The following is a 24,317-nucleotide window of genomic DNA, read 5'->3' as shown; positions in this document are numbered from 1 at the left end:
TCCGGGTTGCACTAGCGAAACCCCGCCACGGCGGGGTTTCTTATTTTTCCTCGAGCAAGGTGCGCAGGTCGGCGCTGATCGGTTCGAGCAATGCCGCTTCCGGAATGGCCAGGCGCAACTGTCCCTTCGGATCGATCAGGTAGGCGGCGGCAGTGTGATCGATGACGTAACCCATGCCGCCTTCGACGGTCTTTTTGCTGTAAACGACCTTGAACTGGGCGGCTACTGCTGCGATCTGCTCTTCCGTGCCGGAAAGGCCGATGAAGTTTGGATTGAACCATTTGACGAAGGTATCGGTGCGTTCCGGGGTGTCGCGCTCCGGGTCGACGGTGATGAACAGCACCTGCACCTTGGCCATTTCCTTGTCGCGCAGGTTGCGCAGCAGGCTGGCGTACTTGCGCAGCGTCGTCGGGCAGATGTCCGGGCAACTGGTGTAGCCGAAGAAGACAAATACCGCCTTGCCGCGGAATTCCTCGAAATTGCGCGGTCGACCAGTGCCGTCGAACAAATTTGCCGTCGGGAAGATGTTGCCGGCCGACAGGTCGGTGTTGTTGAAGCGCGGTGCGCTCTGGCCGCAGCCTGCCAGCGCCAGTGCCGGCAGCAGGGCGATGAAATCGCGTCGGTTCATGCAGAAAGCCTTTCCAGCAGTTTGTTGTGTATGCCGCCAAAACCGCCATTGCTCATCACCAGGATGTGATCGCCCGGTCGGGCGGCTTCGGTGACGGCTGCGGCCAGCGCGTCGAGATCGTCGTGGACGCAGGCGCGGTCGCCCATCGGCGCCAGCGCTTCCCCGGCGTCCCAGCCAAGGTTGCCGGCGTAACAGTAGGCGACATCGACTTCGCGCAGGCTGTCCGGCAACTGCGACTTCATCGTGCCCAGTTTCATCGTGTTCGACCGCGGCTCCAGAACCGCCAGGATGCGCGCATCGCCAACCTTGCGCCGCAGGCCGGCGACAGTCGTGGCGATGGCCGTCGGATGGTGGGCGAAATCGTCATAGACGGTGATGTCACGCACTACGCCACGGACTTCCATGCGCCGCTTGACGTTGCCGAAGCGGGCCAGGGCTTCCAGTCCTTTGGCAAAAGGCACGCCGACGTGGCGGGCGGCGAGTAGCGCAGCGCAGGCATTGGCCCGGTTGTGTTCGCCGGTCAACTGCCAGACGGTACGGCCGATTTCGCCGTCGGCGCCGTAAAGGACCAGCTCGCCGCTGGCATCGTCACCTGCGGTGCGATAGCCATCGGCTGCGTTGAAGCGTTCGACCGGTGTCCAGCAGCCACGCGCCAGCACGCGCTCGAGGCTGGCCTCGGCGGCATTGGAGACGACCAGTCCGGATTCTGGCAGCGTGCGTACAAGGTGGTGAAATTGCGTTTCGATCGCTGCCAGATCGGCGAAGATGTCGGCGTGGTCGAATTCCAGATTGTTCAGCACGGCGGTGCGCGGCCGGTAATGAATGAATTTCGAGCGTTTGTCGCAGAAGGCCGTGTCGTACTCGTCGGCTTCGATGACGAAGAAAGGGGTGTCACCGAGACGGGCGGAAACGCCGAAGTTCAGCGGCACGCCACCGATCAGGAAGCCAGGCGCCATGTTGGCGTCTTCGAGTATCCACGCCAGCATCGAACTGGTTGTTGTTTTGCCGTGGGTGCCGGCGACAGCCAGCACCCAGCCTCCCTGCAGGACGTTCTCGGCCAGCCACTGCGGACCGGAAACATAGGGCAGGCCGCGGTCGAGAATGACTTCGAGCAACGGATTGCCACGCGAAACTGCGTTGCCGATGACGAAAATGTCCGGGTTCAATGCCAGTTGTTCGCTGGCAAAGCCCTCGATGAGCTCGATGCCGGCATGCCGCAACTGGTCACTCATCGGTGGGTAGACATTGGCGTCGCAGCCGGTGACGCGGTGGCCTGAGGCAACGGCCAGCTGGGCAATGCCGCCCATGAAGGTGCCGCAGATGCCAAGAATGTGAATGTGCATGTCACGTACTGTGGTTAGAATGGACTCGATTCTACCCTGAGCGAGACATCATGCCCCGCCACGAAAGGCTTCGAACGGGTTCCGGAACCCGCTCCGCCATCGCCGCCGCTGCCGCACGCCTGATGGCCGAGGACGGTATCAGCGACTATCACCATGCCAAAAAGAAGGCAGCCCGCCAGCTGGGGTTGCCGGAGCACACGGCATTTCCCGACAATGCCGAAGTCGAGGCCGAGCTGCGCGCCTACCGCAGCCTGTATCAGGACGAAGGTCATGCGGAATTGCTGGCGGCCTTGCGCCATTCGGCGCTCGAACTGCTCGAGTTGCTGGTCGACTTCAATCCCTGGCTGACCGGCTCGGTGCTGGACGGTACGGCGGGCGAGCACTCGCATATCGACATTCTGCTGTTTGCCGACAGCGCGAAGGAAGTCGAGATATTCCTGCTCAACCGCGGGGTCGACGTCAATCATGTTGATCCGCGCAGCGACAAGGTCGAGGCCGTACTGCAGATTGAAACCGATACCGTTGACGCCAACCTGGTCATCCTGTCGCCACAGCTTGAGCGGGTCAGCATGAAACACCGCGACGGGCGGCCACGCGAGCGCATGCGGGCCGCCGAGTTGCGCCTCTCACTAAAGGAATAGACTGGACAAGTTGCAGCGATTTGCGGCAAACTTGCCGGTATGACGAAGCGAAAAACTGCTTCCAAGTCGACGGAAAAGGCCCGCATCCTTGTCGTGCATGGCCCGAACCTGAATCTGCTTGGTACTCGTGAACCCGAACATTACGGCAGCGTGACGCTGGCCGACATCAACCTGACGCTTGCCCGGCTGGCGGAAAGTGTCGGTGTTGACCTGGAAGCTTTTCAGAGCAACCACGAAGGTGCCCTGATCGAGCGCATTCATGCCGCGCGCGAACAAGGTGTTCGCGCCATCATCATCAACCCGGCCGCCTACACGCATACCAGCGTTGCGCTGCGTGATGCGCTGGCGGCTGTCGCCATCCCCTTTGTCGAGGTGCATCTATCGAACGTGCATGCCCGGGAGTCGTTCCGGCATCACTCGTATTTCTCCGACCTGGCCATTGGTGTCATCTGCGGCCTGGGTCACGAGGGCTATCGCCTGGCCCTCGAATACCTGCTCAACAAAATCAATCTGGATCAGTAAACGACAACTGTCGTGATCATGCGCCCAAAATGCGCAAAAATTTAGGGAGTCATCATGGATCTGCGCAAGCTGAAGAAACTTATCGACCTCGTTCAGGAATCCGGTATTTCGGAACTGGAAGTCACCGAGGGTGAGGAAAAGGTCCGTATCGCCAAGCACTACGGTGCCGTTGCTGCACCAATGCAGTACGCGATGCCGGCCCAGATGCCCGCGCCGTCTGGTGCGCCGGCTGTTTCCTCGGTCAATCTCGATGATGAGGACGATACGCCAGAGGGGCATGTCGTCAAGTCGCCGATGGTCGGTACCTTCTACCGCTCGCCGTCACCCGGTGCTGAAGCATTCGTGCAGATCGGCCAGACGGTCAAGCAGGGTGAAACGCTGTGCATCATCGAGGCGATGAAGTTGCTGAACGAAATCGAAGCCGATGCCTCTGGTGTGATCAAGGCCATCCTGCTTGATAACGGCGAGCCGGTCGAATTTGGTGAACCGCTGTTCGTGATCGGCTGATCATGGCGATGTTCGAAAAGATTCTGATCGCCAACCGGGGCGAAATTGCCCTCCGGATACAGCGCGCCTGTCGCGAGCTGGGCATCAAGACCGTGGTTGTCCATTCCGAGGCCGACCGCGAAGCCAAGTACGTCAAGCTGGCCGACGAGTCGGTCTGCATCGGCCCGGCGCCGTCGGCCCAGAGTTACCTGAACGTGCCGGCCATCATTTCGGCGGCCGAGGTCACTGATGCCGAGGCCATTCACCCTGGGTACGGTTTCCTTTCCGAAAATGCCGATTTCGCCGAACGTGTCGAGTCTTCTGGCTTCGTCTTCATCGGGCCGCGTGCTGAAACCATTCGTCTGATGGGCGACAAGGTCTCGGCCAAGGATGCGATGAAGGCGGCCGGTGTGCCCTGTGTTCCCGGTTCCGATGGCGCCTTGCCGGAAGATCCGAAGGAAATCATCAGGATCGCCCGTGCCGTTGGTTACCCGGTGATCATCAAGGCCGCTGGCGGTGGTGGTGGTCGCGGCATGCGGGTTGTTCATACCGAGGCCGCGTTGCTCAACGCGGTACAGATGACTCGTCAGGAAGCCGGCAGTTTCTTCGGCAATCCTGCGGTCTACATGGAAAAATTCCTGGAAAATCCGCGTCACGTGGAAATCCAGGTGCTGGCCGACGAATACAAGAACGCCATCTATCTCGGCGAGCGCGATTGCTCGATGCAGCGTCGCCACCAGAAGGTCATCGAAGAAGCGCCGGCGCCGCATATTCCCGCCCGCCTGATCGCCCGCATCGGCGAGCGCTGTGCCGAGGCTTGCCGCAAGATCGGTTACCGTGGCGCCGGGACTTTTGAGTTCCTGTACGAAAACAACGAGTTCTATTTCATCGAGATGAACACCCGCGTCCAGGTCGAGCATCCGGTGACCGAGATGATTACCGGTGTCGATATCGTCCAGGAACAGATTCGTGTCGCCGCCGGTGAAAAGCTGCGCTATCGGCAGAAGGACATCGTGTTGCGCGGGCATGCGATCGAATGTCGCATCAACGCCGAAGATCCCTTCACGTTCGTGCCATCTCCCGGCAAGATCGAGTTTTATCATCCGCCTGGCGGCCCCGGCATCCGGGTCGACTCGCACATCTACCAGGGTTATCGCGTGCCGTCGCACTACGATTCGATGGTCGCCAAGGTCATCGCTTATGGCGATACCCGTGAGCAGGCCATCCGCCGCATGCGCATCGCGCTGTCCGAGATGAGCATTCAGGGGATCAAGACGAACATCGCGCTGCATCAGGAACTGATGCTCGACGCCCGCTTCAATGAAGGCGGCACCAGCATCCATTATCTGGAGCACAAGCTGGCCGACAAGAGCGAGGTCAAGCAATAGTCATGGCCTGGCAAAACGTCAGTTTCCTCACCGATGCGGCGAGTGCCGAACCGGTTTGCGACGCGCTGATCGAGATTGGCGCGCTGTCGGCCAGCATCGAGGATGCCGACGCCGGCACGCCGGATGAGCAGCCGCAATTCGGCGAACCGGGTTCGGTCAGTACGCCGGGCTGGACGCACTCGCGCGTGGTTGCGCTGTTCGAGCCCGATGCCGATGTCCCGGGGATGCTCGCCGAGGCGGCCGCCCGCGTAGGTCTGGCCGATGTCCCGGCGTATTCCGTCGAGCCGGTGGCCGAGCAGAACTGGGTGCAGTTGACCCAGTCGCAATTCGACCCGATCCGTGTTTCCGGCCGTCTGTGGATCGTGCCGTCGTGGCATGAGTCACCCGATCCGGCGGCGATCAATCTGATTCTCGATCCCGGCATGGCTTTTGGTACCGGTTCGCATCCGACGACCCGGCTGTGCCTGGAATGGCTGGAACGCACCGTTGCTGTCGGCGATTCCCTGCTGGATTACGGTTGCGGTTCGGGGATTCTGGCCATTGCGGCAGCGAAACTCGGGGCGGCCAGCGTTGCCGGTGTCGACATTGACCCGCAAGCAGTTGAGGCGGCCAACGCCAATGCCGAGCGCAACGGGGTCGTTGCCCGCTTCGCCGATTCAGCACAGGCGCTGGCTGGCGAGTATGATGTCGTCGTGGCGAACATCCTGTCGAATCCCCTGCGAGTTCTGGCCCCGGCCATCTGCGCCCACGTGCGCTCTGGCGGGCGTCTGGCGTTGTCCGGCATCCTGCGCGAGCAGGCGGACGAGATCATCGCCGTCTATGCGCCGTGGATTCCACTGCAGGTCGCCGACGTGCGCGAGGACTGGGTATGTCTGGCCGGGGTCCGGCCCTGACCCGCAGTCGTTGCCCGGCGTGTGGCACGGTATTCCGGGTCACCTCCGAGCAGTTGCGGCTGAAAGCCGGCAAGGTGCGTTGCGGGCATTGCCAGACAGTTTTCAACGCCTTCGATCATCTGCAGGTCGAAACCGCTGCAGCACCGGACGATCTTCAGGTGCCGGACTTGCCGCCGCCGGTTGAAACTGTCGCGCCGACATCCTGGTCCGGAGACTCTGGTGCCGTTACCGTCGGGGAGGTTGCCGAAGCGCTCCCGGCAGAGCCCGCGCCGCTTGCGGTCGACGTCCCGGAAATGCCGGAAATGCCCGTTGCCTCGCCGGGCGAGCCGCTTGCCGAGATGCCGCAGGATGTCGCCCCATTTCCTGTTGCGCCTTCAGCAGATGACCTCTCTCCCGTACTTGCCGCGCCGCTGGCAGAAACGCCGGAGGAAAGTACTCAGGCCGCTCGCGAGGCTGGCCTGGTTGCCATCCGGGAGCTGGCTGACAGCACGACTTTCAATCGTTGGTCGGCCGGTGCGCTGGCCAGCGACGGAATCGGCAGTTTTGACGACGCAACGCCCAGATCGCCCGTCTGGCCCTACGTGCTGGTTTTTGTCCTGTTGCTGCTGATGCTCGGCGGTCAGCTGGCCTACCATTTCCGCACCGAAGTCGTCCTGCGCCTGCCCGCTGCCGCGGCGCTCTATTCCGCCCTGGCTATTGAGGTTCCGTTGCCGCAGGATGCCGCGCTGGTTTCCATCGAGACGTCCGATCTGCAGTCGGATAACGGGCGCGGACTGTTTGTCCTCAATGCCACGCTGAAAAATCGCGCAACTCATGCGCAGGCCTGGCCCAGTCTGGAACTGACCCTGACCGACGTGAACGACAAGGTTGTTGCCCGGCGGGTGATCGGGGCAGCGGATTACCTGTCGCCGGGTTCGCCGCAGGCTGCCTTCCCAGCCAATGGCGAGACCTCCGTACGTTTGTGGATCGAGGCTTCCGGCATCGGTGCCGCAGGCTACCGCCTTTACATTTTCTATCCCTGAAATCAAAACATGACGACACTGATCTGCGGCTCGCTGGCCTTCGACAACATCATGGTCTTTCCGGACCGCTTCAAGAATCACATCCTGCCGGAACAGATCCACATCCTGAACGTGGCCTTCCTGGTTCCCGAGATGCGTCGGGAATTCGGCGGTTGTGCCGGCAACATCGCCTACAACCTGATGCTGCTCGGCGGCGACGCAACGATCATGGCCACGGTTGGCGACGATGCCCGTGCCTACCTCGATCGTCTCGACAAGCTTGGTCTGACGCGTGCGCACGTCCGTGAGGTCCCCGGCAGCTTCACCGCCCAGGCTTTCATCACCACCGATCTCGATGACAACCAGATCACTGCCTTTCACCCCGGTGCGATGGCTTTTTCGCATCTGAACAAGGTTGACCGCGCGAATGCGAAGCTCGGCATCGTTGCCCCGGATGGTCGTGAAGGCATGCTGCAGCACGCGCGCGATTTCGCTGCGGCTGGCGTGCCGTTCGTTTTCGATCCGGGTCAGGGACTGCCGATGTTCAGCGGCGACGACCTGATGGATTTTCTGAAGCTGGCTGACTACGCCTGCTTCAACGACTACGAGGCGAAGCTCGCCTGCGATCGCACGGGACGCAGCCTCGAACAACTGGCAGCCGAAGTGCAGGCGCTGATCGTCACCCGCGGTGGCGAAGGCTCGGAAATCCATACCCACGGCCAGCGTTACGACATCCCGTGCGTTGCTCCGGATGCCATCGTCGATCCGACCGGCTGCGGCGACGCCTATCGCGCCGGCCTGCTCTACGGTATCGCCAACGGCTTCGACTGGCCAACCACGGGGCGTCTGGCTTCGGTCATGGGCTCGATCAAGATTGCCCACCGCGGTGGCCAGAACCATCAGCCGAGCCGCGAGGAAATCGGTGAGCGTTACCGCAAGGCCTTCGGCAGCCTGCCCTGGCCGGTCTGAAACCCGCCTGTAACGATCGGGCAATAGGCGTGTAACACGCATCTTTCATGCTGTTCTCCATAGCAAAAAGGAGAACAACATGGAAAGCATCCACAAGACGGCAGCACGTGCCCGTCCCGAAAAGAAGAGCCTGGCTGTCGGCTTTGCCCGCAGCCAGGGCGACATTCTCGAAGCCCAGCGCCTGCGTCACCGAGTCTTTGCCGGTGAAATGGGCGCCAATCTGCCGAGCCGTACGCCGGGCGTCGATCACGACATCTACGACCCCTACTGTGAGCATCTGGTCGTGCGCGATACCCAGAGCGGCGACATCGTCGGCACCTATCGTATCCTGCCGCCGGAAAATGCCCGTCAGGTCGGTTACTACTCGGAAAACGAATTCGACCTGACCCGGCTGCAGCATCTGCGCTCGCGCATGGTCGAGATCGGCCGTTCCTGCGTCCATCCGGATTACCGCACCGGTGCGACGATCACCCTGCTGTGGTCCGGGCTTGCCCAGTACATGCTGGAGCGGGGCCACGATTACCTGATCGGCTGCGCATCGATCAGCATGGCTGACGGCGGGCATGCTGCCGCCAGTCTGTATAATCGGCTGGCTGCTGATCATCTGGGGCCGCAGGAATACCGGGTCTTCCCGCGTTGTCCGCTGCCGCTGGCTGCCCTGCAGCAGGATCGTCCGGCCGAAGTTCCGCCGCTGATCAAGGGTTACCTGCGTGCAGGGGCCTGGATTTGCGGTGAGCCGGCATGGGATCCTGATTTCAACACGGCCGACTTGCCCATCCTGATGCCGATGGCCAAGGTTGCCAGCCGTTACGCCAAACACTATCTGGGATAAACAGCCTGAACCAGACCAGCAGACTCATTCGCGCCTTCCGCCAGTTCCGGGTGGCGCTGCTTCTTGTCAGCGGCCTGATCGTTTCGCTGACCGTCTTCCGTCTTTGCGGTGACCGTCGCCGCCGCTTGCTCAAGCAAAGCTGGGCGGCGGCTTTTCTCGACGCCCTGGGGATCGAAGTCGAGGCTGACCTGACGCATTGCGTGCCCGGCGTCCTGCTGGTGGCCAACCACATCTCCTGGGTCGATATCCTGGTGATCAACGCTGCTTTTCCGGCCGCGTTTGTGTCCAAGGAAGAGGTCCGCCACTGGCCGGTGATCGGCTGGCTGGCGGAAAAGAACGACACGGTTTTCCTGCGCCGTGGCAGTCGTGGGCATGCCCGGCTGGTCAATGCCGAGATCGCTGCGCTGCTTGCTGCCGGCAAGTGTGTTGCGGTGTTTCCCGAAGGGACGACCACCGACGGGCGCAGTCTGCTGCATTTCCACGCCGCCTTGCTCCAGCCGGCGCTGGCGGCGGGGCGGCCGGTATTGCCGGCGGCGATTTCCTACTGGGAACTGAACGGTGAGCGCAGCCTGGCGCCGCGCTACGATGGCGACATCTCGCTGGGCGAATGCACTGCGGCCATCCTCAAGCGACCACGCATCATCGCCCGTCTGGTGACGACACCGCTGCGCGGTCTGCGTGGCGAAGATCGCAAGCAGGTGGCGGCAGAAGCCCGCGAGGCTATCGCTTTAGCGGCTGCACTTCCGCTGGTGAGCAATCCACCTGATATATCCGCCGGTCTTCCAGGCGAACAGCGGTCAGGTGACCACCCCACAGGCAACCCGAGTCAAGCGCCAGCAGATTGGTCGTGATGCGCAGTCCCAGGGCCGACCAGTGGCCGGTCACCAGTACCGCGTCGGCGCTCTTGCGCCCGGGGATGTCGAACCAGGGTAGATAGCCTTCGGGGGCATTGACCAGTTTGCCCTTGGCCTTGAACTCCATCACGCCCTTCTTGGTGCAGAAGCGCATCCGGGTCATCGCATTGACGATCACCCGCAGGCGTCCCCAGCCTTTCAGGTCATCCGACCAGGCGGCGGGCTCGCTGCCCCACAGGTTGAGGATGAACTCGCGGTAATCCTTGCCCTGCAGCTTGGCTTCGACCTCGCGGGCCAGCTCCCGGGAGCGTTTTGCCGTCCATTGCGGCAGCAGGCCGGCATGCACCAGACAGTGCTCGCCTTCAGTGTGGCACAGCGGTTGCCGACGTAGCCAGTCGAGCAGTTCGTCGCGATCCGGCGCATTCAGGACGTCGTCCAGGGTATCGTCCTTGGCCCGATACTTGGCGCCGCCTTCGGCCACCATCAGCAGGTACAGGTCGTGGTTGCCGAGTACGGTCAACGCCGATTTGCCGAAGGATTTGATCAGCCGCAGCGTTTCCAGCGATTTCGGGCCGCGGTTGACCAGATCGCCAACCAGCCACAGGCGGTCCTTTTCCGGGTCGAAGGCGCAGTCCGCCAGCAATCGCTGCAGCGAATCGTGGCAGCCCTGGATGTCGCCGATGGCGTAAGTGGCCATTTACTCCACCGTCACCGACTTGGCCAGATTGCGCGGCTTGTCCACGTCCGTTCCCTTCACCAGCGCTGCGTGGTAGGACAGCAGTTGCAGCGGGATGACGTGCAGGATCGGTGACAGCAGGCCGTAGTGTTCAGGCAGGCGCAGCATGTGCACGCCTTCCGATTCCGGAATTTCCGAATCGGCGTCGGCGAAGACGTAAAGCTCGCCGCCGCGGGCGCGGACTTCCTGCAGGTTGGACTTGAGTTTTTCCAGCAGATCGTCGGCCGGGGCCACCGAAATGACCGGCATGCTGGCATCGACCAGGGCCAGCGGGCCGTGTTTCAGTTCGCCTGCCGGGTAGGCTTCGGCGTGAATGTAGGAAATTTCCTTCAGCTTCAGCGCACCTTCGAGGGCGATCGGGTAATGGCGGCCACGGCCGAGGAACAATGCATGGTGCTTGTCGGCAAAGCGGCGTGCCCAGATCTCGATGTCCTTTTCCAGCATCAGGACCTTGTTGACCGCAACCGGTAGATGGCGCAACTGGTCGATGTAGGCGCTTTCCTGATCGGCGCTGAGGCGGTTGCGCACCTTGGCCATCACCAGCGTCAGCAGGAACAGAGCGGCGAGCTGGGTGGTGAAGGCCTTGGTCGAGGCGACACCGATTTCCGGGCCGGCACGGGTGATGAAACGCAGTGCCGACTCGCGCACGATGGCCGATTCCGGTACGTTGCAGATGGCCAGCGTTTTCAGCTGGCCGAGTGACTTGGCGTGACGCAGCGCAGCCAGTGTGTCGGCGGTTTCGCCGGACTGCGAGATGGCGACGATCAGTTGCCGCGGATTGGCGACCGAAGTGCGATAACGGTATTCGCTCGCGATCTCGACGGTGCAGGGCACGCCGGCGACGGCTTCCAGCCAGTAGCGGGCGGTCATTCCCGAGTGGGCGCTGGTGCCGCAGGCAAGAATCAGGATGTGGTCGACATCCTGCAGCAAGTTGCTGGCTTCGGCGCCGAAAATTCCGGGCTGTATGCTTTTGCTGCCGCCGACGATCTCGAGTGTGTTGGCCAGTGCTTCCGGCTGCTCGAAAATTTCCTTCTGCATGTAGTGGCGATAATTGCCCAGTTCGACTGCAGCGGCCGACAACTGCGAAACATGTACCGGGCGTTCGACCGGTGTCCCGTCGAGGCGTTCGATCCTGACACTTGTTGCGGTCAACTCGGCAATATCGCCATTTTCCAGATAGACCATGTTGCGCGTGACCTGCAGCAGGGCCGAGGCATCCGAGGCGGCATAGTTGCCGGTGTCGCTCAGGCCAAGCAGGAGTGGCGAGCCTTCGCGGGAAACGATGATCCGGCCGGCTTGCTGGTGATCGATGACGGCGATGGCGTAGGCACCGATCAGTCGCCGGCAGGCCAGTTGTACCGCGCGGAACAGGTCCGGTTCGGTCTTCAGCAGCGATTCGACCAGATGGGCGATGGTCTCGGTGTCGGTGTCGGAGGTAAAGACATAGCCTTGGGCGGTCAGTTCGCTGCGCAGGCTTTCGTAATTCTCGATGATGCCGTTGTGCACGACGGCGATGCTGCCGGAAATGTGCGGGTGGGCGTTGCGCTCGGAAGGAACACCGTGCGTTGCCCAGCGGGTGTGGGCAATGCCGGTCGGCGAGCTGGTGGCGGCCGAAGCGCTCTCCAGTTCGGCAACCCGCCCGACCGAGCGGACGCGGTCGATTTTCCGGTCGCCGATGACCGCCAGTCCGGCCGAGTCATAGCCCCGGTATTCGAGCTTCTTCAGCCCTTCGACGAGGACGGGAACGATGTTATTGCCGGCTGCTGCCGCGACGATGCCGCACATGGTGAAATTCCAGAAATTGACCGGACATATTTTACAGCAAGCTGCGTCCGGGCCGTCCGGGAAAGGGGCTTGTGCGCTCCGCCGATCTATAATCGCGGCTTCGTCCTTCCCCCGTGTTTCGCCCGATGCGCATCCTGCTTGTCAAAACTTCCTCGCTCGGCGATGTCATCCATAACCTGCCCGTTGCCAGCGACATTCACCGGCATTTCCCGCAGGCCAGGATCGACTGGTGCGTCGAGGAGAGTTTCGTCGCCATTCCACGCCTGCATCCTGCGGTTGGCCGCATCGTTCCGGTCGCCGTCAGGCGCTGGCGGAAGGCGCTGCTGCAGGCGGCGACCTGGCGAGAAATGCTGGAATTCCAGCAGCGCGTGCGCGAAGTTGACTACGATCTGGTGCTCGATACGCAGGGGCTGGCCAAAAGCGCCTTGCTTGCCAGTCGCGCCAACGGCATTGTTGCCGGCTACGCTTCTGATTCGGCGCGCGAATCGCTGGCGGCGCGTTTTTACGATCGCCACTACAGCGTCGACCGCCAGTTGCACGCGGTGGTGCGCAATCGCCAGCTGGCCGGGGCTGCGCTCGGTTACCGCGTTGACGATGCAGTCGATTACGGCATTGCGGCGGTGGCGCAGGATTTCGACTGGTTGCCGGAAAAGCCCTATCTGGTGCTGTTGACCGCCACCAGTCGGGATGACAAGTTGTGGCCGGAAGCGCGCTGGGTCGAGCTTGGTGGCAAGCTGGCGGCGCTGGGTTTGCAGGCCGTGCTGCCGGCCGGCAGTCCGCTTGAACGCGAGCGGGCTTCCCGTCTTGCAGCTGCGATTCCGGGCGCGGTGGCAGCGCCGCCGCTACGTATCGATACGCTGGCAAGTCTGTTGGCCGGTGCGCAGGCGGTGGTCGGTGTCGATACCGGCCTGACCCACCTCGCTGTTGCCTTGACGGTACCGACGGTTGCTCTCTACACGGCAACCGAACCGGGTTTGACCGGTGTCTACGGCAGCGGTTTTCATCGCAATCTGGGTGGCACGGGGCAGTGTCCCGGGGTGGCCGAGGTACTGGCCGAACTGGCGCCGGTGTGCAACTGATGGCCCGGATTGTCTATTCAGCGCTGCTTTACCTGCTGGTGCCCTTCATCCTGCTGCGCTTGTTGCTGCGGGCAAGAAAACAGCCGGAATACCTGCATAACGTCGGCGAACGTTTCGGTTTCTACGGGCAACGTCCGGAAAATCCAGTTATCTGGGTGCATGCCGTTTCAGTCGGTGAAACGCGCGCCGCGCAACCCTTGATCGAAGCCTTGCTGCAGCGCTGGCCGACGCACCGCATCCTGCTGACTGGCATGACGCCGACCGGTCGGGCGACCGGGCTGGCGGTCTATGGCGATCGGGTGATCCAGGCTTATCTGCCTTACGACCTGCCGGATGCGGTCAACCGCTTTTTCCGTCACTTTTCGCCGGATTTCGGCGTTCTGATGGAAACCGAGATCTGGCCGAACCTGCTGGCCGGCGCAGCTCGCCGCAATCTGCCGGTGCTGCTGGTCAATGCCCGCCTGTCGGCGCGCTCGGCGCGTGGCTACGCCCGCTTTGCCCCGCTGGTGCGCCCGGCCTTCGCTTCCCTGTGCGCCGTTGCTGCCCAGAGCGAAGCTGACGGCGCGCGACTGTCCGCGCTGGGGGCCGGGCGGGTTGAGGTTTGCGGCAATCTCAAGTTCGACGTGGCGCCTTCGCCGGGGATACTGGCGCTCGGCCGGCAGTGGCGTTCGCAGCTGGCCGGGCGGCCAGTTTTTCTGGCTGCCAGCACGCGCGAGGGCGAAGAATCACTGGTGCTCGACGCCTGGCTAAACAGCGCAGCGAATGCCTTGCTGGTTCTGGTGCCGCGCCATCCGCAACGGTTTGCCGAGGTGGAGGCGCTGCTGCAGCAGCGCGGGCTGCGTCACGTCCGGCGCAGCGAAGGCTTGCCGGCACCGGATACGCAGGTCTGGCTGGGCGACAGCATGGGCGAGATGGTGGCCTACTACGCGTTGGCCGACCTCGCCTTCATCGGTGGCAGCCTGTTGCCGCTGGGCGGGCAGAACCTGATCGAGGCGGCGGCCTGCGCTTGTCCGGTCGTGGTCGGTCCGCATACCTTCAACTTCCTGCGGGCGACGGAAGATGCCATCGCTGCCGGTGCTGCGCAGCGCGTCGCCGATGTGCCAGGCCTGACGATTGCGGTCGACCGCCTGCTGCAGGCCGAAAACGAACTGGCTGCCATGCGTCTGGCGGCCAGTGCCTTTGCCGAAGCCCACCGGGGGGCGACGCAGCGTACGCTGCAGCTTATCGAGCGCTGTTCGGTTCGAGCAGAGCGTTGATCTTGGCTACGTCATCCTCGCCCAGCGAGCCGACCGCCGCCTTCAGTCTGAGTTGCGCCATCAGCGTGTCGAAGGTCGCCTTGGCCAGGTCGCGCCGGGTGACATAGACCTGGTTTTCAGCATTCAGGACGTCGATGTTGATGCGCACGCCGACTTCATAACCCAGCTTGTTCGATTCCAGTGCCGACTGTGACGACACCAGCGCAGCCTTCAGCGCGTTGACCTGGGCCAGGCCATTGGTGACGCCCAGATAATACTGGCGGGCGGCCAGTGTCGAGTTGCGGCGTGCGGCTTCCAGTCCGGACTGGGCGGCGCTGCGGTTGGCGGCCGCCTCGCGCTGGCGCGAGGTGGTCAGGCCGCCCTGAAAGAGCGGAATGTTGAGTTGCAGGCCAATGTTGCTGTAATCCGAATCGACGGCACCGACAGCGGCGCTGGTGTAGGACTTCGCCTTGCCCTGGTTGGCCACCAGATCGACGGTCGGATAATGGCCGGCACGTTGCCGGTCGACTTCCCGGGCGGCGATCTCGGCCAGCGTCTGCTGAATCTGCACCGGCAGGGCATCCTTTTCCGCAGCGGCAACCCAGTCGGCGAGCCGGTTCGGCTCTGGCGGGTTCAACTGGGCATCCTTGCGCGGTGCCGCGAGCGGCCCCGGGTCCTTGCCGATCAATGCCTGCAATGCCTGTTGCCGGATCTCCAGTTCGCTGTCGGCAGCGATTTCCTGTGCCAAGACCAGATCGAAGCGCGCCTGTGCCTCGTGGGTGTCGGTGATCGTCGACGTGCCGACCTCGAAAGTTTTCTTTGCCAGCTCCAGTTGCTGGGCGATGGCTTCCTTGTTGGCGCGTACCGCCGTCAGGTTTTCGCTGGCGTACAGCACGTCGAAATAAGCCTGGGCAACGCGCAGGATGAGATCCTGCCGGGCTTGAACAAAATTCGCTTCAGCTTGCGCCACCTGCAGTTTGGCCTGGTCGTAGGCCACCCAGTTCTGCCAGCGGAACAGCGGCTGTGACAGCGTCAGTTGATAGCCGTTGGTGTTGTACTGGTTGCTGCTTTTGGCGGCCAGATTGTTTCTCGGGTCGGTCTCGCTGTCGTTCCATACCGTATTGCCGGACAGCGTCAGGCTGGGCAGCAGGCCGGCACGACCTTGCGGTGCCTTTTCACGACCGGCGTCCAGCGTGGCGCGGGCGCCGGCAAAAACCGGGTCGTTGTCCTGGGCGTCGCGATAGACCTGCATCAGATCGGCAGCGGACAGTGGTGAGGCAAACAGTGGGCAGGCCAGAAGCCAGGCGAGTTTTTTCATGCTTTCCTCAATATCGGCTCATGCCGGGATCGACTTCGCAGGCCCAGCCTTCGACACCACCCTGAAGATTGAGCACCGTTCCGTAACCCTTGCGTTCGAGAAACATCGCCACCTGCATGCTGCGTCCGCCGTGATGACAGATCACCACGATCTCGCGCTCCGGCTCGATCTCGGTGCAGCGCAGCGGTACCGTATGCATCGGCATGTGCTGCGAACCTTCGATCTGGCACAGCGCCACCTCCCAGGGTTCCCGGACATCCAGCAGCACTGGCTTCGGCCGACTGTCGTCGGCCAGCCAGGCGGCGAGTTGGCTTGCCCGGATCTGTTGCATCAGAGGCTGAATCCAGGCTTGGCGTCGGCACCGTCGAGCACGGGAATCACCGTCTCGAACAGGTTGACCGTGTTGAAAACACCTTCGGCAACACAAGTGATTAGTTGTGCTTCCATCACCGGTGCGGCGCCGACCACGGCAGCCAGGCGGCCGCCGACACGCAATTGCTTGAGAATGCCATCGGGAATCTGTGGCACGGCGCCGGACAGCACGATGACGTCGAACGGTGCGCGTTGCGTCCAGCCACGAATGCCATCGGCGCATTCGACGGTGACGTTGCCGACGCCTGCGCGCTGCAGGTTGTCGCGGGCGATCGCGGCGATTTCCGGGCGGAGTTCGATGGTCACGACATGTTCTGCGCGGGCAGCCAGCAGCGCGGCCATGTAGCCGCTGCCGGTACCGATTTCCAGTACCTTGTCGCTCTTGCGCACGGAGAGTTCCTGCAGCAGACGGGCTTCGATGCGCGGGGCCAGCATCACCTGGCCTTCACCCAGCGGGATTTCCATGTCGGCAAATGCCAGGTCGCGGTAAACGGCAGGCACAAAATCCTCGCGCTTGACGACGAAAAGCAGGTCCAGCACCTGCGGGTCCAGAACCTCCCAGGGGCGGATCTGTTGTTCGATCATGTTGAAGCGCGCTTGTTCGATATTCATGGAGGTCTCCGCAGGCTTTATATTAGCATAGGCTAATATATTGGTTCCGACAAAATGCGATTATACCCGAGCGACGCACAGCCCCTGCTGCAGCAGTTTCATGTGCACCGCAAGATAATCCCGGGGGTTGGTCGCAGTGTTCTGAAACTGGCCGAGCGAGAATTCCCAGATGAGCAGCATCAGCACGGGTGCGATGACTACATCGATGGTCAATTCGATATCGTGGCGATGAAATTCGCCGCTCTCCATGCCGCGTTGCAGGGCTGCGCCGACCAGTGCCCGGGCACGGGCGATCACGTTGGCGTAATAGTAGGCGGCGATTTCAGGGAAGTTCTGCGCCTCGGCAACCATCAGTTTCGGAATGCCGGCGTAGGCGGTGCAGCCGATCCGGTTCCACCAGTGGTCGAGCAGCTTTTCCAGCAGGGAAAAACTGCTGCCGGTATGGCGGGCGGCGATTTCCTCGTTTTCAACGATGACTGGGACGATACCTTCCTGGATGACCGCCTTGAACAAGGCTTCCTTGTTGGCGTAGTAAAGGTAGAGCGTGCCTTTCGAGACGCCGGCAAGGTTTGCGACGTCTTCGAGGCGGGTGGCGGCATAACCCTTTTCGACAAAAAGCGTCAGCGCCGCCGACAGCAGTTCGCTGGGGCGGGCTTCCTTGCGGCGCTTTCTTGCAGGGACGGCAGAGTGCATGATCGGCTTAATGACTTGATGGTCATTAAGTTATCACTGCCGCTGCGACAGGGTCAACGGCTTTCCTTGATCAGGCGGTCGCCGGCAGGCTGGACCGGGCGGGCATTGTTGCGATACAGGCGGTTGAAAATCCGGATCTGTTCGTCGGAAACCTGGACCGGTTGCTTCATGACGATCCATAGCACGCCTTCGGTGCAAGGCGGAGTCGTCAGCGAGCCCATGAAGGTGTAGTACTGCCTGGATTCGGGCAGCAACTTTGCCGGGTCGATAATTGCCTTGGGCGGCTGGACCGGAGCCTTCTTTTCCAGCGGCAGGTTGTTCCACAGTGTCTGGATTTCCGGATGCTCGGTACCCCGGTCCAGGAGCAGGGCGACCACCGCCAGGCTGCCGTCGTGGGCGCGGTGGACCAGGTGAGCGGACATGTCGTAGCGCTGGCCGTTGACGCGCATTTCGGCGGGGCGGTGGAAGTGGATGTCTTCCAGTTCGTATGTCTTGCCGGTCAGCGAGAAAGTGCTGTCGCCAACAGCGACCGAAACGGTGTGCCCGTTATCGACGATGCGGAAGGTCGAGGGCCGGTAATCGAAACGAATGGTTTCCAGGTCGACCTTGATACCGTCGCGGATATCGATCGGGGACTGGCGCTGGCCGCTGGCGCAAAGCGTGTTGCGTGGGTCGATCCTGGCCCAGTTTTCAGGTCCGCCGGCACCTTCGTATCCCCAGGCAACCGGCAACTGTGGCCGGGCCTGTTCGGGGCGGACCAGTTCGAGCATGTAGCCGCCCTGGGCGGCCGCTGGTTTCGCGGCCGGACGGCTGGCAGGGCGCGGGCTGGGGGCGTTGTTGCGTACGGTTTGCGTGGTGCCGGTCGGGACGTTGATGGTCGGGGCCGGTTTTTGAATGCTTGGCGCCGGCACTGCCACCGGCGCGGGCGGCGGGGCTTCCTTGGTGGCCGCATTTTCCATGGCCGCCTTCAGATTTGGCCGAATCGAGGGAATCGGCGCCGAACTCGTCGTCTCGACCGTTTTCATCGGTGCAGGGGTTTCTGCCTTGGCCAGTTCCTTCTTCAGCATGGCCTCGTTGGCTTGCTGCAATTTGCTGGTGGCCTCGTTGGCTTTCTGTGCCAGTTCCGCCGGACTTTCCTTGGGCGGGCGGCAGACTTCGCGCAGTACGCGATCGTCGAGTGTGCCGCTGCGCACCGGCAGTTCCGCACCGGCAATGTCTTCCTCGCGGATGGTGTCCTTGTCGGTCTGGCGGTAGATGCGCTTGATCGTGCGGGCGCTGCGCGACGTGCAGTCGTAGCGGGTGGTGGCCTCGATGATCTTGTAGGGGACGCCGCTGCGGCTGTCAGTCAGTTCGCGGTCTAGGGTGACCCGGCTCAGCGCTTCGACAACATTGCCTTCCCGCTTCATGGTGCTGCGGTCGAGCTCGATGCGGCGGCCGGCTTCGGCAGAAATGTTCTGCCAGCTCGGCGCCGCCATGGCGACCCCGGGCAGGGTGGCCAGTGCGATGGCAATGGTCATCAAACGCATTATGTTTCCCTCAGGCTTTTCTTTGAAATTCGCGGGCTTGTCGAACTTATTTCGACCAGTTTCGAGAAATCTTGAGCTTTCTTGTGCAATTGTTGCATTTTTCCAGTGTTTCCAGTACCTTGCAGCCCACTCGTTAGGGGTGTCGCCAGCCGGTTTCGGTGTTTCGGTCGACTGAGAAATACCCTTCGAACCTGACCGGGTCATGCCGTCGTAGGGAAACGAACTCTGCCGTTGGAACCAGATCGCTCCTTGCCCGTCTTACCCTGCTGAATCCCCGCATGGAGCACTCATGAACGCCAAAGACACCTTCCTCGCCGCCAACGCCCACGTCGACGAGGCCGCCATCCAGCCGCTGCCCAATTCCCGCAAGATCTATGTTGAAGGGTCGCGTCCGGATATCCGGGTGCCGATGCGTGAAATCTCGCAGGCCGACACGCCGACCGGCATGGGCGGCGAACAGAATCCGCCGATCTATGTTTATGACTGTTCCGGCGTTTATTCCGACCCGGCGGTGAAGGTCGACATCCGCTCCGGCCTGCCGGCACTGCGGGCAAAATGGATAGCAGAGCGCAACGATACCGAAGAACTGCCGGACCTGTCTTCCGAATTCGGTCGCCAGCGTGCGGCCGATCAGGCGCTCGACGAACTGCGCTTCCCTGGCCTGCAGCGCAAGCCGCGCCGCGCCAAGGCCGGCGCCAACGTCAGCCAGATGCACTACGCGCGCCAAGGTATCATCACGCCGGAAATGGAATATGTGGCGATTCGGGAAAACCTGAATCGCGCTGCCTATGTCGAATCCTTGCGGTCGACTGGTCCGATGGGCGAAAAAATGGCCAAGCTGCTGACCCGTCAGCATCCGGGGCAGAGCTTCGGCGCCAGCATTCCCGAGGAAATCACGCCGGAATTCGTGCGCAGCGAAGTCGCCCGCGGCCGCGCCATCATTCCCAACAACATCAACCACCCGGAAAGCGAGCCGATGATCATCGGCCGCAACTTTCTGACCAAGATCAACGCCAACATCGGCAACTCCGCGCTCGGCTCCTCGATCCAGGAAGAGGTCGAGAAGATGACCTGGTCGATCCGCTGGGGCGGTGACACGGTGATGGACCTGTCCACCGGCAAGAACATTCACGAAACGCGCGAGTGGATCATCCGCAACTCGCCGGTGCCGATCGGCACCGTGCCGATCTATCAGGCGCTGGAAAAGGTCAACGGCAAGGCCGAGGACCTGACCTGGGAAATCTTCCGCGACACGCTGATCGAGCAGGCCGAGCAGGGCGTCGATTACTTCACCATTCACGCCGGCGTGCTGCTGCGCTACATCCCGATGACCGCCAACCGCATGACCGGCATCGTCAGCCGCGGCGGCTCGATCATGGCCAAGTGGTGTCTGGCGCACCACAAGGAAAGCTTCCTCTACACGCATTTCGAGGAAATCTGCGAAATCATGAAGGCCTACGACGTGGCCTTCAGCCTCGGCGACGGCCTGCGCCCCGGTTCGATCTACGATGCCAACGACGAAGCCCAACTCGGTGAATTGAAGACGCTCGGCGAACTGACCGCCATCGCCTGGAAGCACGACGTGCAGACCATCATCGAAGGCCCGGGCCACGTGCCGATGCACCTCATCAAAGAGAACATGGACCTGCAGCTCGAATACTGCAAGGAAGCCCCGTTCTACACGCTTGGTCCCTTGACCACCGACATCGCGCCGGGCTACGACCACATCACCAGCGGCATCGGCGCGGCGATGATCGGCTGGTACGGCACGGCCATGCTCTGCTACGTGACGCCGAAGGAACACTTGGGTCTGCCGGACAAGGACGACGTCAAGGAAGGCATCATCACCTACAAGCTCGCCGCCCACGCCGCTGACCTGGCCAAGGGCCACCCCGGTGCGCAGATCCGCGACAACGCACTGTCCAAGGCACGCTACGAGTTCCGCTGGGACGACCAGTTCAACCTTGGCCTCGATCCGGACAAGGCGCGCGAATTCCACGACGAGACCCTGCCCAAGGAATCGGCCAAGGTTGCCCACTTCTGCTCGATGTGCGGCCCGCACTTCTGCTCGATGAAGATCACTCAGGACGTACGCGACTTCGCGGCAGCGCAGGGGATTGCCGAAGAGGAAGCGCTTACCAAGGGCATGGAAACCAAGGCCGTCGAGTTCGTGAAGAGCGGTGCGGAGGTTTATCGCAAGGTCTGATGCGGTCGACGGTCCAAAACAGGCAAAAATGGCGGCGCTGGCCGCCATTTTTGCCTGAACGATGCAGCGAAATCCTGTCAAAATGCCGGTCATGAAGTGTTTCTTCCATTTTTCGCCGCAATGGCGAAGCCTCCCCGATGCCTGGAGGCGTTGTGAGTTCTGATCAAGGCTGGATCATGCGTCGCCTGATGGCGCTTCGACAGCGGGTCGAAGCCCGCTTGCGGCTGACGCAAGCCTACATCCGTGCCAACCAGAACTACCTGCTGGCGCAATTGCGCATCTGGGGCGGGCGCATGGTTTTCTGGGGGTGTGGCATTGTCGTCGGTCTGGCGGCGGTGGCGTTTGCGCTGCTCAGCGATGGCGCTGCCGAGCGCTTTGCCCATGCGGCAGCGCTGTATCCCTGGATGCCGTTCATCGTCACGCCACTGGCCGGTGCCGGTTTGCTCTGGCTGACCCGGACGTATTTTCCAGGGTCGCAGGGCAGCGGGATTCCGCAGGTGATTGCCGAGATGAAGCGGCCGGCGGATGGGCCGTGGCGGCCGCTGGTGTCGCTGCGCATCGCGTTTGGCAAGATCATGCTCGGGGTGGGGGCTGTCGGCGCAGGTTTCTCCTTTGGGCGCGAGGGACCGACCGTGCAGATCGGCGCCAGCCTGATGGCGGCGGCCGGCCGTTTCATGCCGGCAACCTTGCGCATCCATCGCCAGCATCTGCTGGTGGCTGGCGGGGCAGCGGGGATTGCCGCGGCGTTCAACGCGCCGCTGGCCGGGATCGTCTTTGCCATTGAGGAATTGTCGCGCAGCGTCGAGTCGCGGATGAGCGGCGTGGTCATCACCGCCATCGTGCTGGCCGGTGTGATCGCCCAGTATTTCCTTGGCAACGACAACTATTTCGGTCGGGTCGTGGTGTTCGGCGAAAGTTCGGAGTTGTTGTACACGATCCTGACGTGTGCCGTCATCACCGGCTTCGCCGGTGGAATCTTTGCCCGCATGCTGCTGATTTCGGTGACTGGCTGGAAGGGGCGACTGGCGGAATTCCGCAGCGCGCATCCTTACGCCTTCGTGGTTTTTTGCGGGCTGCTGCTGGCAGCGATCGGCTACACCAGCGGCGGCATCACCTGGGGTAGCGGTTTTCCGGAAACCAAGTCCTTGCTGACCGGACAGGCCGACATGCCCTGGTATTACGGGCCGGCGAAATTCGTGGCGACGGTGATTTCCTACCTTTCCGGTCTGCCGGGCGGGATCTTCGCGCCGTCGCTGGCGATTGGCGCCGGCATCGGCCAGGATCTGGTGCCGCTGCTTTCCGGTCAGGCTTTCCCGACCACCATCGTCGTGCTGTGCATGGTCGGCTTTCTCGCCGCGGCGACGCAGGCGCCGATTACTGCGTTCATCATCGTCATGGAAATGGTTGACGGCTACTCGCTGGTGATCGGTCTGATGGCCACGGCGCTGATCGCGTCGGCGGTGTCACGGATGGTTTCGAAGCCCTTGTATGCGACGCTGGCCGAGCACATGGTCCGGCAACAGTCGCCGCCGCCGGCCAAGTGATTCCGGTCTGTCGCCCGGGCTGTGGCGCCTGCTGCATCGCGCCGTCGATTTCCTCGCTGGACAAGCCGGCGGGAGAGGCTTGCCGGCATCTCGATACTGCCATGCGCTGCCGGATATTCGGGCTGCCGGAGCGTCCGGCATGCTGTGCCGGGCTGCAGCCGGCGCGGGAAATGTGCGGCGAGACGCGCGACCAGGCGCTGCGCTGGCTTGCCAATCTGGAGGCGGCGACGCGTCCGTAAGGGTAAAATGCGCGCTCTTGTCATAGAGTGCCGCCCCGCATGGACCCGATTCTTCTCCTGAAAGCCCTGATCCTCGGCGTTGTCGAGGGGCTGACCGAATTCCTGCCGATTTCCTCGACCGGCCACCTGATCATTGGTGGCAGTCTGCTCGACTACACCAACGAACAGAGCAAGGTGTTCAAGATCGTCATCCAGCTGGCCGCTATCCTGGCGGTGTGCTGGCTGTATCGCGAGCGGATCACCCAGGTGGCCGGCGGACTGCGCTCGGACCCGGTGCAGCAGCGTTTCGTCGGCTTGCTGATGGTTGGTTTCATGCCGGCAGCGGTGCTCGGCTTGATGTTTCACAGCACGATCAAGACTTATCTGTTCAATCCGCTGACGGTCGCCGGCGCGCTGATTGTCGGCGGTTTCCTGATCCTCTACATCGAGCGCAAGGTGTACCAGCCGCGCATCAACAGCGTCGACGAAATGCGCTGGTCCGATGCGCTCAAGGTCGGCTTCGCCCAGGCGCTGGCGATGTTTCCCGGGACCTCGCGCTCGGGGGCGACGATCATGGGCGGGCTGATCTTCGGCCTGTCGCGCAAGACGGCGACCGAGTTCTCCTTTTTCCTCGCCATTCCGACGATGTTTGCGGCGACCCTTTACGACGTCTACAAGAACTGGGCGATCCTGCGACTGGAGGACCTGCCGGTGTTCGCTGTCGGTTTCGTCGCCTCGTTCATCGCCGCAATGCTCAGCGTCAAGGCCCTGGTCCGCTACATTTCCAACCACGATTTCACCGTGTTTGCGTGGTATCGCATTGTTTTTGGCGTGATTGTGCTGTTGACCGCACAAATGGGCTGGGTCGAGTGGACGGCGTGATCCTTTACCTGCATGGTTTCCGCTCGTCGCCGGCATCGTGGAAATCGCGCCTGCTGGCTGAGGAAATGGCCCGGCGCGGGCTGGCCGGGCAGTTTGTCTGTCCGCAACTGTCACCGGTGCCGGCCATCGCCATGGCCGACATGTCGCGCCTGATCGAAGCCGCCGGCGGCCGGGTGACGCTGGTCGGTTCGTCGCTCGGCGGACATTACGCCAGCCATCTGGCGGAGAAGTACGGGTTGAACGCGGTACTGATCAATCCGGCTGCGGTCGACCGCATCGATGTGACGAAATTCATCGGCGAACACGACAATTTCCATAGCGGCGAGCGCTTTTCCTTCACCGCCGAACACGCCGCGCAACTGCGCGCGCAGGTCGCCCGGCCGACACCGGAACGTTACTGGCTGCTGCTGGAAACCGGCGACGAGGTGCTCGATTATCACGATGCGCAGGCCTTCTGGTTCGGCTGCCGGCAGCGTGTCTACGAGGGCGGCGATCACAGCTTCACGCGGTTTCCCGAGTTGTTGCCGCAACTCATTGAATTTGCCGGGCTATAA

The 24,317-nt window shown here is 62.4% G+C and carries 24 protein-coding genes, 1 pseudogene and 1 riboswitch; of the genes and pseudogenes, 16 read left to right on the top strand and 9 right to left on the bottom strand.

Annotated elements, in window-relative coordinates; genetic code table 11:
* Positions 1-40 precede the first annotated feature (40 nt).
* Together BJN45_RS12815 and mpl are read right to left on the bottom strand one after the other, a co-directional pair.
* Entirely contained in the window at positions 41-628 is a 588-nt protein-coding gene (locus BJN45_RS12815) for an SCO family protein (RefSeq protein ID WP_076095826.1), read from the bottom strand.
* On the bottom strand, positions 625-1,971 hold the full coding sequence (mpl, locus tag BJN45_RS12810) for a UDP-N-acetylmuramate:L-alanyl-gamma-D-glutamyl-meso-diaminopimelate ligase (protein WP_076095824.1): 1,347 nt from the start codon (positions 1,969-1,971) through the stop codon (positions 625-627). Before mpl ends, BJN45_RS12815 begins: the two co-directional genes overlap by 4 nt.
* Positions 1,972-2,021: 50 nt before the next feature.
* On the opposite strand from mpl, the gene BJN45_RS12805 reads away from it, so the two are divergent.
* The 9 genes and pseudogenes from BJN45_RS12805 to BJN45_RS18225 form a co-directional block, all read left to right on the top strand.
* Positions 2,022-2,612, top strand: coding sequence for a hypothetical protein (locus BJN45_RS12805; protein ID WP_076095822.1), 591 nt, complete (start codon positions 2,022-2,024; stop codon positions 2,610-2,612).
* Between the two features lie 39 nt (positions 2,613-2,651).
* Positions 2,652-3,134: a type II 3-dehydroquinate dehydratase gene (aroQ, locus tag BJN45_RS12800; protein ID WP_076095819.1), complete on the top strand. Its 483-nt coding sequence runs from the start codon at positions 2,652-2,654 to the stop codon at positions 3,132-3,134.
* A 54-nt stretch (positions 3,135-3,188) separates the two neighbouring features.
* Positions 3,189-3,641 (top strand): acetyl-CoA carboxylase biotin carboxyl carrier protein, encoded by a 453-nt coding sequence (gene accB, locus BJN45_RS12795; protein ID WP_076095818.1) that lies wholly within the window; start codon positions 3,189-3,191, stop codon positions 3,639-3,641.
* 8 nt (positions 3,642-3,649) lie between these two features.
* A complete protein-coding gene (gene accC, locus BJN45_RS12790; RefSeq protein WP_076096123.1) occupies positions 3,650-5,008 on the top strand; it encodes an acetyl-CoA carboxylase biotin carboxylase subunit in 1,359 nt (452 codons plus the stop codon).
* A 2-nt stretch (positions 5,009-5,010) separates the two neighbouring features.
* Positions 5,011-5,901, top strand: a complete 891-nt coding sequence (prmA, locus tag BJN45_RS12785; protein WP_076095816.1) for a 50S ribosomal protein L11 methyltransferase — start codon at positions 5,011-5,013, stop codon at positions 5,899-5,901.
* Positions 5,877-6,923 carry a DUF3426 domain-containing protein gene (locus tag BJN45_RS12780; RefSeq protein WP_076095814.1) on the top strand — a complete coding sequence of 349 codons (1,047 nt, stop codon included), beginning with the start codon at positions 5,877-5,879 and terminating at the stop codon, positions 6,921-6,923. Before prmA ends, BJN45_RS12780 begins: the two co-directional genes overlap by 25 nt.
* A 9-nt stretch (positions 6,924-6,932) precedes the next feature.
* Positions 6,933-7,871 carry a carbohydrate kinase family protein gene (locus tag BJN45_RS12775; RefSeq protein WP_076095812.1) on the top strand — a complete coding sequence of 313 codons (939 nt, stop codon included), beginning with the start codon at positions 6,933-6,935 and terminating at the stop codon, positions 7,869-7,871.
* Between the two features lie 79 nt (positions 7,872-7,950).
* Positions 7,951-8,703: a GNAT family N-acetyltransferase gene (locus BJN45_RS12770; protein WP_076095810.1), complete on the top strand. Its 753-nt coding sequence runs from the start codon at positions 7,951-7,953 to the stop codon at positions 8,701-8,703.
* A gap of 50 nt (positions 8,704-8,753) precedes the next feature.
* Positions 8,754-9,233: pseudogene (locus tag BJN45_RS18225) on the top strand (lysophospholipid acyltransferase family protein); the annotation flags it as partial.
* A 190-nt stretch (positions 9,234-9,423) separates the two neighbouring features.
* Here BJN45_RS18225 and BJN45_RS12760 read toward each other — a convergent pair.
* Together BJN45_RS12760 and glmS are read right to left on the bottom strand one after the other, a co-directional pair.
* Complete coding sequence (locus BJN45_RS12760; protein WP_076095806.1) at positions 9,424-10,254, bottom strand: symmetrical bis(5'-nucleosyl)-tetraphosphatase; 831 nt, start codon at positions 10,252-10,254, stop codon at positions 9,424-9,426.
* Positions 10,255-12,078 (bottom strand): glutamine--fructose-6-phosphate transaminase (isomerizing), encoded by a 1,824-nt coding sequence (glmS, locus tag BJN45_RS12755; RefSeq protein WP_076095804.1) that lies wholly within the window; start codon positions 12,076-12,078, stop codon positions 10,255-10,257.
* A 125-nt stretch (positions 12,079-12,203) separates the two neighbouring features.
* On the opposite strand from glmS, the gene waaC reads away from it, so the two are divergent.
* Both waaC and waaA read left to right on the top strand, forming a co-directional pair.
* Entirely contained in the window at positions 12,204-13,157 is a 954-nt protein-coding gene (gene waaC, locus BJN45_RS12750) for a lipopolysaccharide heptosyltransferase I (protein WP_076095802.1), read from the top strand.
* The gene (waaA, locus tag BJN45_RS12745; RefSeq protein WP_076096122.1) at positions 13,154-14,413 is read left to right on the top strand and encodes a lipid IV(A) 3-deoxy-D-manno-octulosonic acid transferase; all 1,260 of its coding nucleotides are present in this window, start codon (positions 13,154-13,156) and stop codon (positions 14,411-14,413) included. The genes waaC and waaA overlap by 4 nt, the downstream gene beginning before the upstream one ends.
* On the opposite strand, the gene BJN45_RS12740 is transcribed toward waaA, so the two are convergent.
* The 5 genes from BJN45_RS12740 to BJN45_RS12720 are packed head-to-tail and all read right to left on the bottom strand — an operon-like array spanning position 14,379 to position 18,913.
* On the bottom strand, positions 14,379-15,710 hold the full coding sequence (locus BJN45_RS12740; protein WP_076095801.1) for a TolC family outer membrane protein: 1,332 nt from the start codon (positions 15,708-15,710) through the stop codon (positions 14,379-14,381). The genes waaA and BJN45_RS12740 overlap by 35 nt on opposite strands.
* A gap of 7 nt (positions 15,711-15,717) precedes the next feature.
* A complete protein-coding gene (locus BJN45_RS12735) occupies positions 15,718-16,041 on the bottom strand; it encodes a rhodanese-like domain-containing protein (RefSeq protein ID WP_076095799.1) in 324 nt (107 codons plus the stop codon).
* A complete protein-coding gene (locus BJN45_RS12730) occupies positions 16,041-16,694 on the bottom strand; it encodes a protein-L-isoaspartate O-methyltransferase family protein (protein WP_076095798.1) in 654 nt (217 codons plus the stop codon). Before BJN45_RS12730 ends, BJN45_RS12735 begins: the two co-directional genes overlap by 1 nt.
* Before the next feature lie 60 nt (positions 16,695-16,754).
* Positions 16,755-17,387 (bottom strand): TetR/AcrR family transcriptional regulator, encoded by a 633-nt coding sequence (locus BJN45_RS12725; RefSeq protein ID WP_076095795.1) that lies wholly within the window; start codon positions 17,385-17,387, stop codon positions 16,755-16,757.
* Positions 17,388-17,440: 53 nt separating this feature from the next.
* Entirely contained in the window at positions 17,441-18,913 is a 1,473-nt protein-coding gene (locus tag BJN45_RS12720) for a carbonic anhydrase (protein ID WP_076095793.1), read from the bottom strand.
* A gap of 125 nt (positions 18,914-19,038) precedes the next feature.
* A riboswitch (TPP riboswitch) is annotated at positions 19,039-19,147 on the top strand.
* 55 nt (positions 19,148-19,202) lie between these two features.
* On the opposite strand from BJN45_RS12720, the gene thiC reads away from it, so the two are divergent.
* The 5 genes from thiC (at position 19,203) to BJN45_RS12695 (ending at position 24,317) form a co-directional block, all read left to right on the top strand.
* Positions 19,203-21,119: a phosphomethylpyrimidine synthase ThiC gene (gene thiC / locus BJN45_RS12715; protein ID WP_076095791.1), complete on the top strand. Its 1,917-nt coding sequence runs from the start codon at positions 19,203-19,205 to the stop codon at positions 21,117-21,119.
* Positions 21,120-21,271: 152 nt separating this feature from the next.
* A complete protein-coding gene (locus BJN45_RS12710) occupies positions 21,272-22,663 on the top strand; it encodes a chloride channel protein (protein ID WP_205750588.1) in 1,392 nt (463 codons plus the stop codon).
* Positions 22,660-22,902, top strand: coding sequence for a hypothetical protein (locus BJN45_RS12705; protein WP_076095788.1), 243 nt, complete (start codon positions 22,660-22,662; stop codon positions 22,900-22,902). The genes BJN45_RS12710 and BJN45_RS12705 overlap by 4 nt, the downstream gene beginning before the upstream one ends.
* 39 nt (positions 22,903-22,941) lie before the next feature.
* Positions 22,942-23,763, top strand: a complete 822-nt coding sequence (locus BJN45_RS12700; protein ID WP_076095787.1) for an undecaprenyl-diphosphate phosphatase — start codon at positions 22,942-22,944, stop codon at positions 23,761-23,763.
* Positions 23,760-24,317, top strand: a complete 558-nt coding sequence (locus BJN45_RS12695) for a YqiA/YcfP family alpha/beta fold hydrolase (RefSeq protein WP_076096120.1) — start codon at positions 23,760-23,762, stop codon at positions 24,315-24,317. Before BJN45_RS12700 ends, BJN45_RS12695 begins: the two co-directional genes overlap by 4 nt.

The sequence above is a fragment of the Azonexus hydrophilus genome, assembly GCF_001956855.1.
In the GTDB taxonomy this organism is placed as follows: domain Bacteria; phylum Pseudomonadota; class Gammaproteobacteria; order Burkholderiales; family Rhodocyclaceae; genus Azonexus; species Azonexus hydrophilus_A.
The sequence above is the reverse complement of the archived record's forward strand: the minus strand, read 5'-3'. Positions and strand labels throughout refer to the sequence as shown.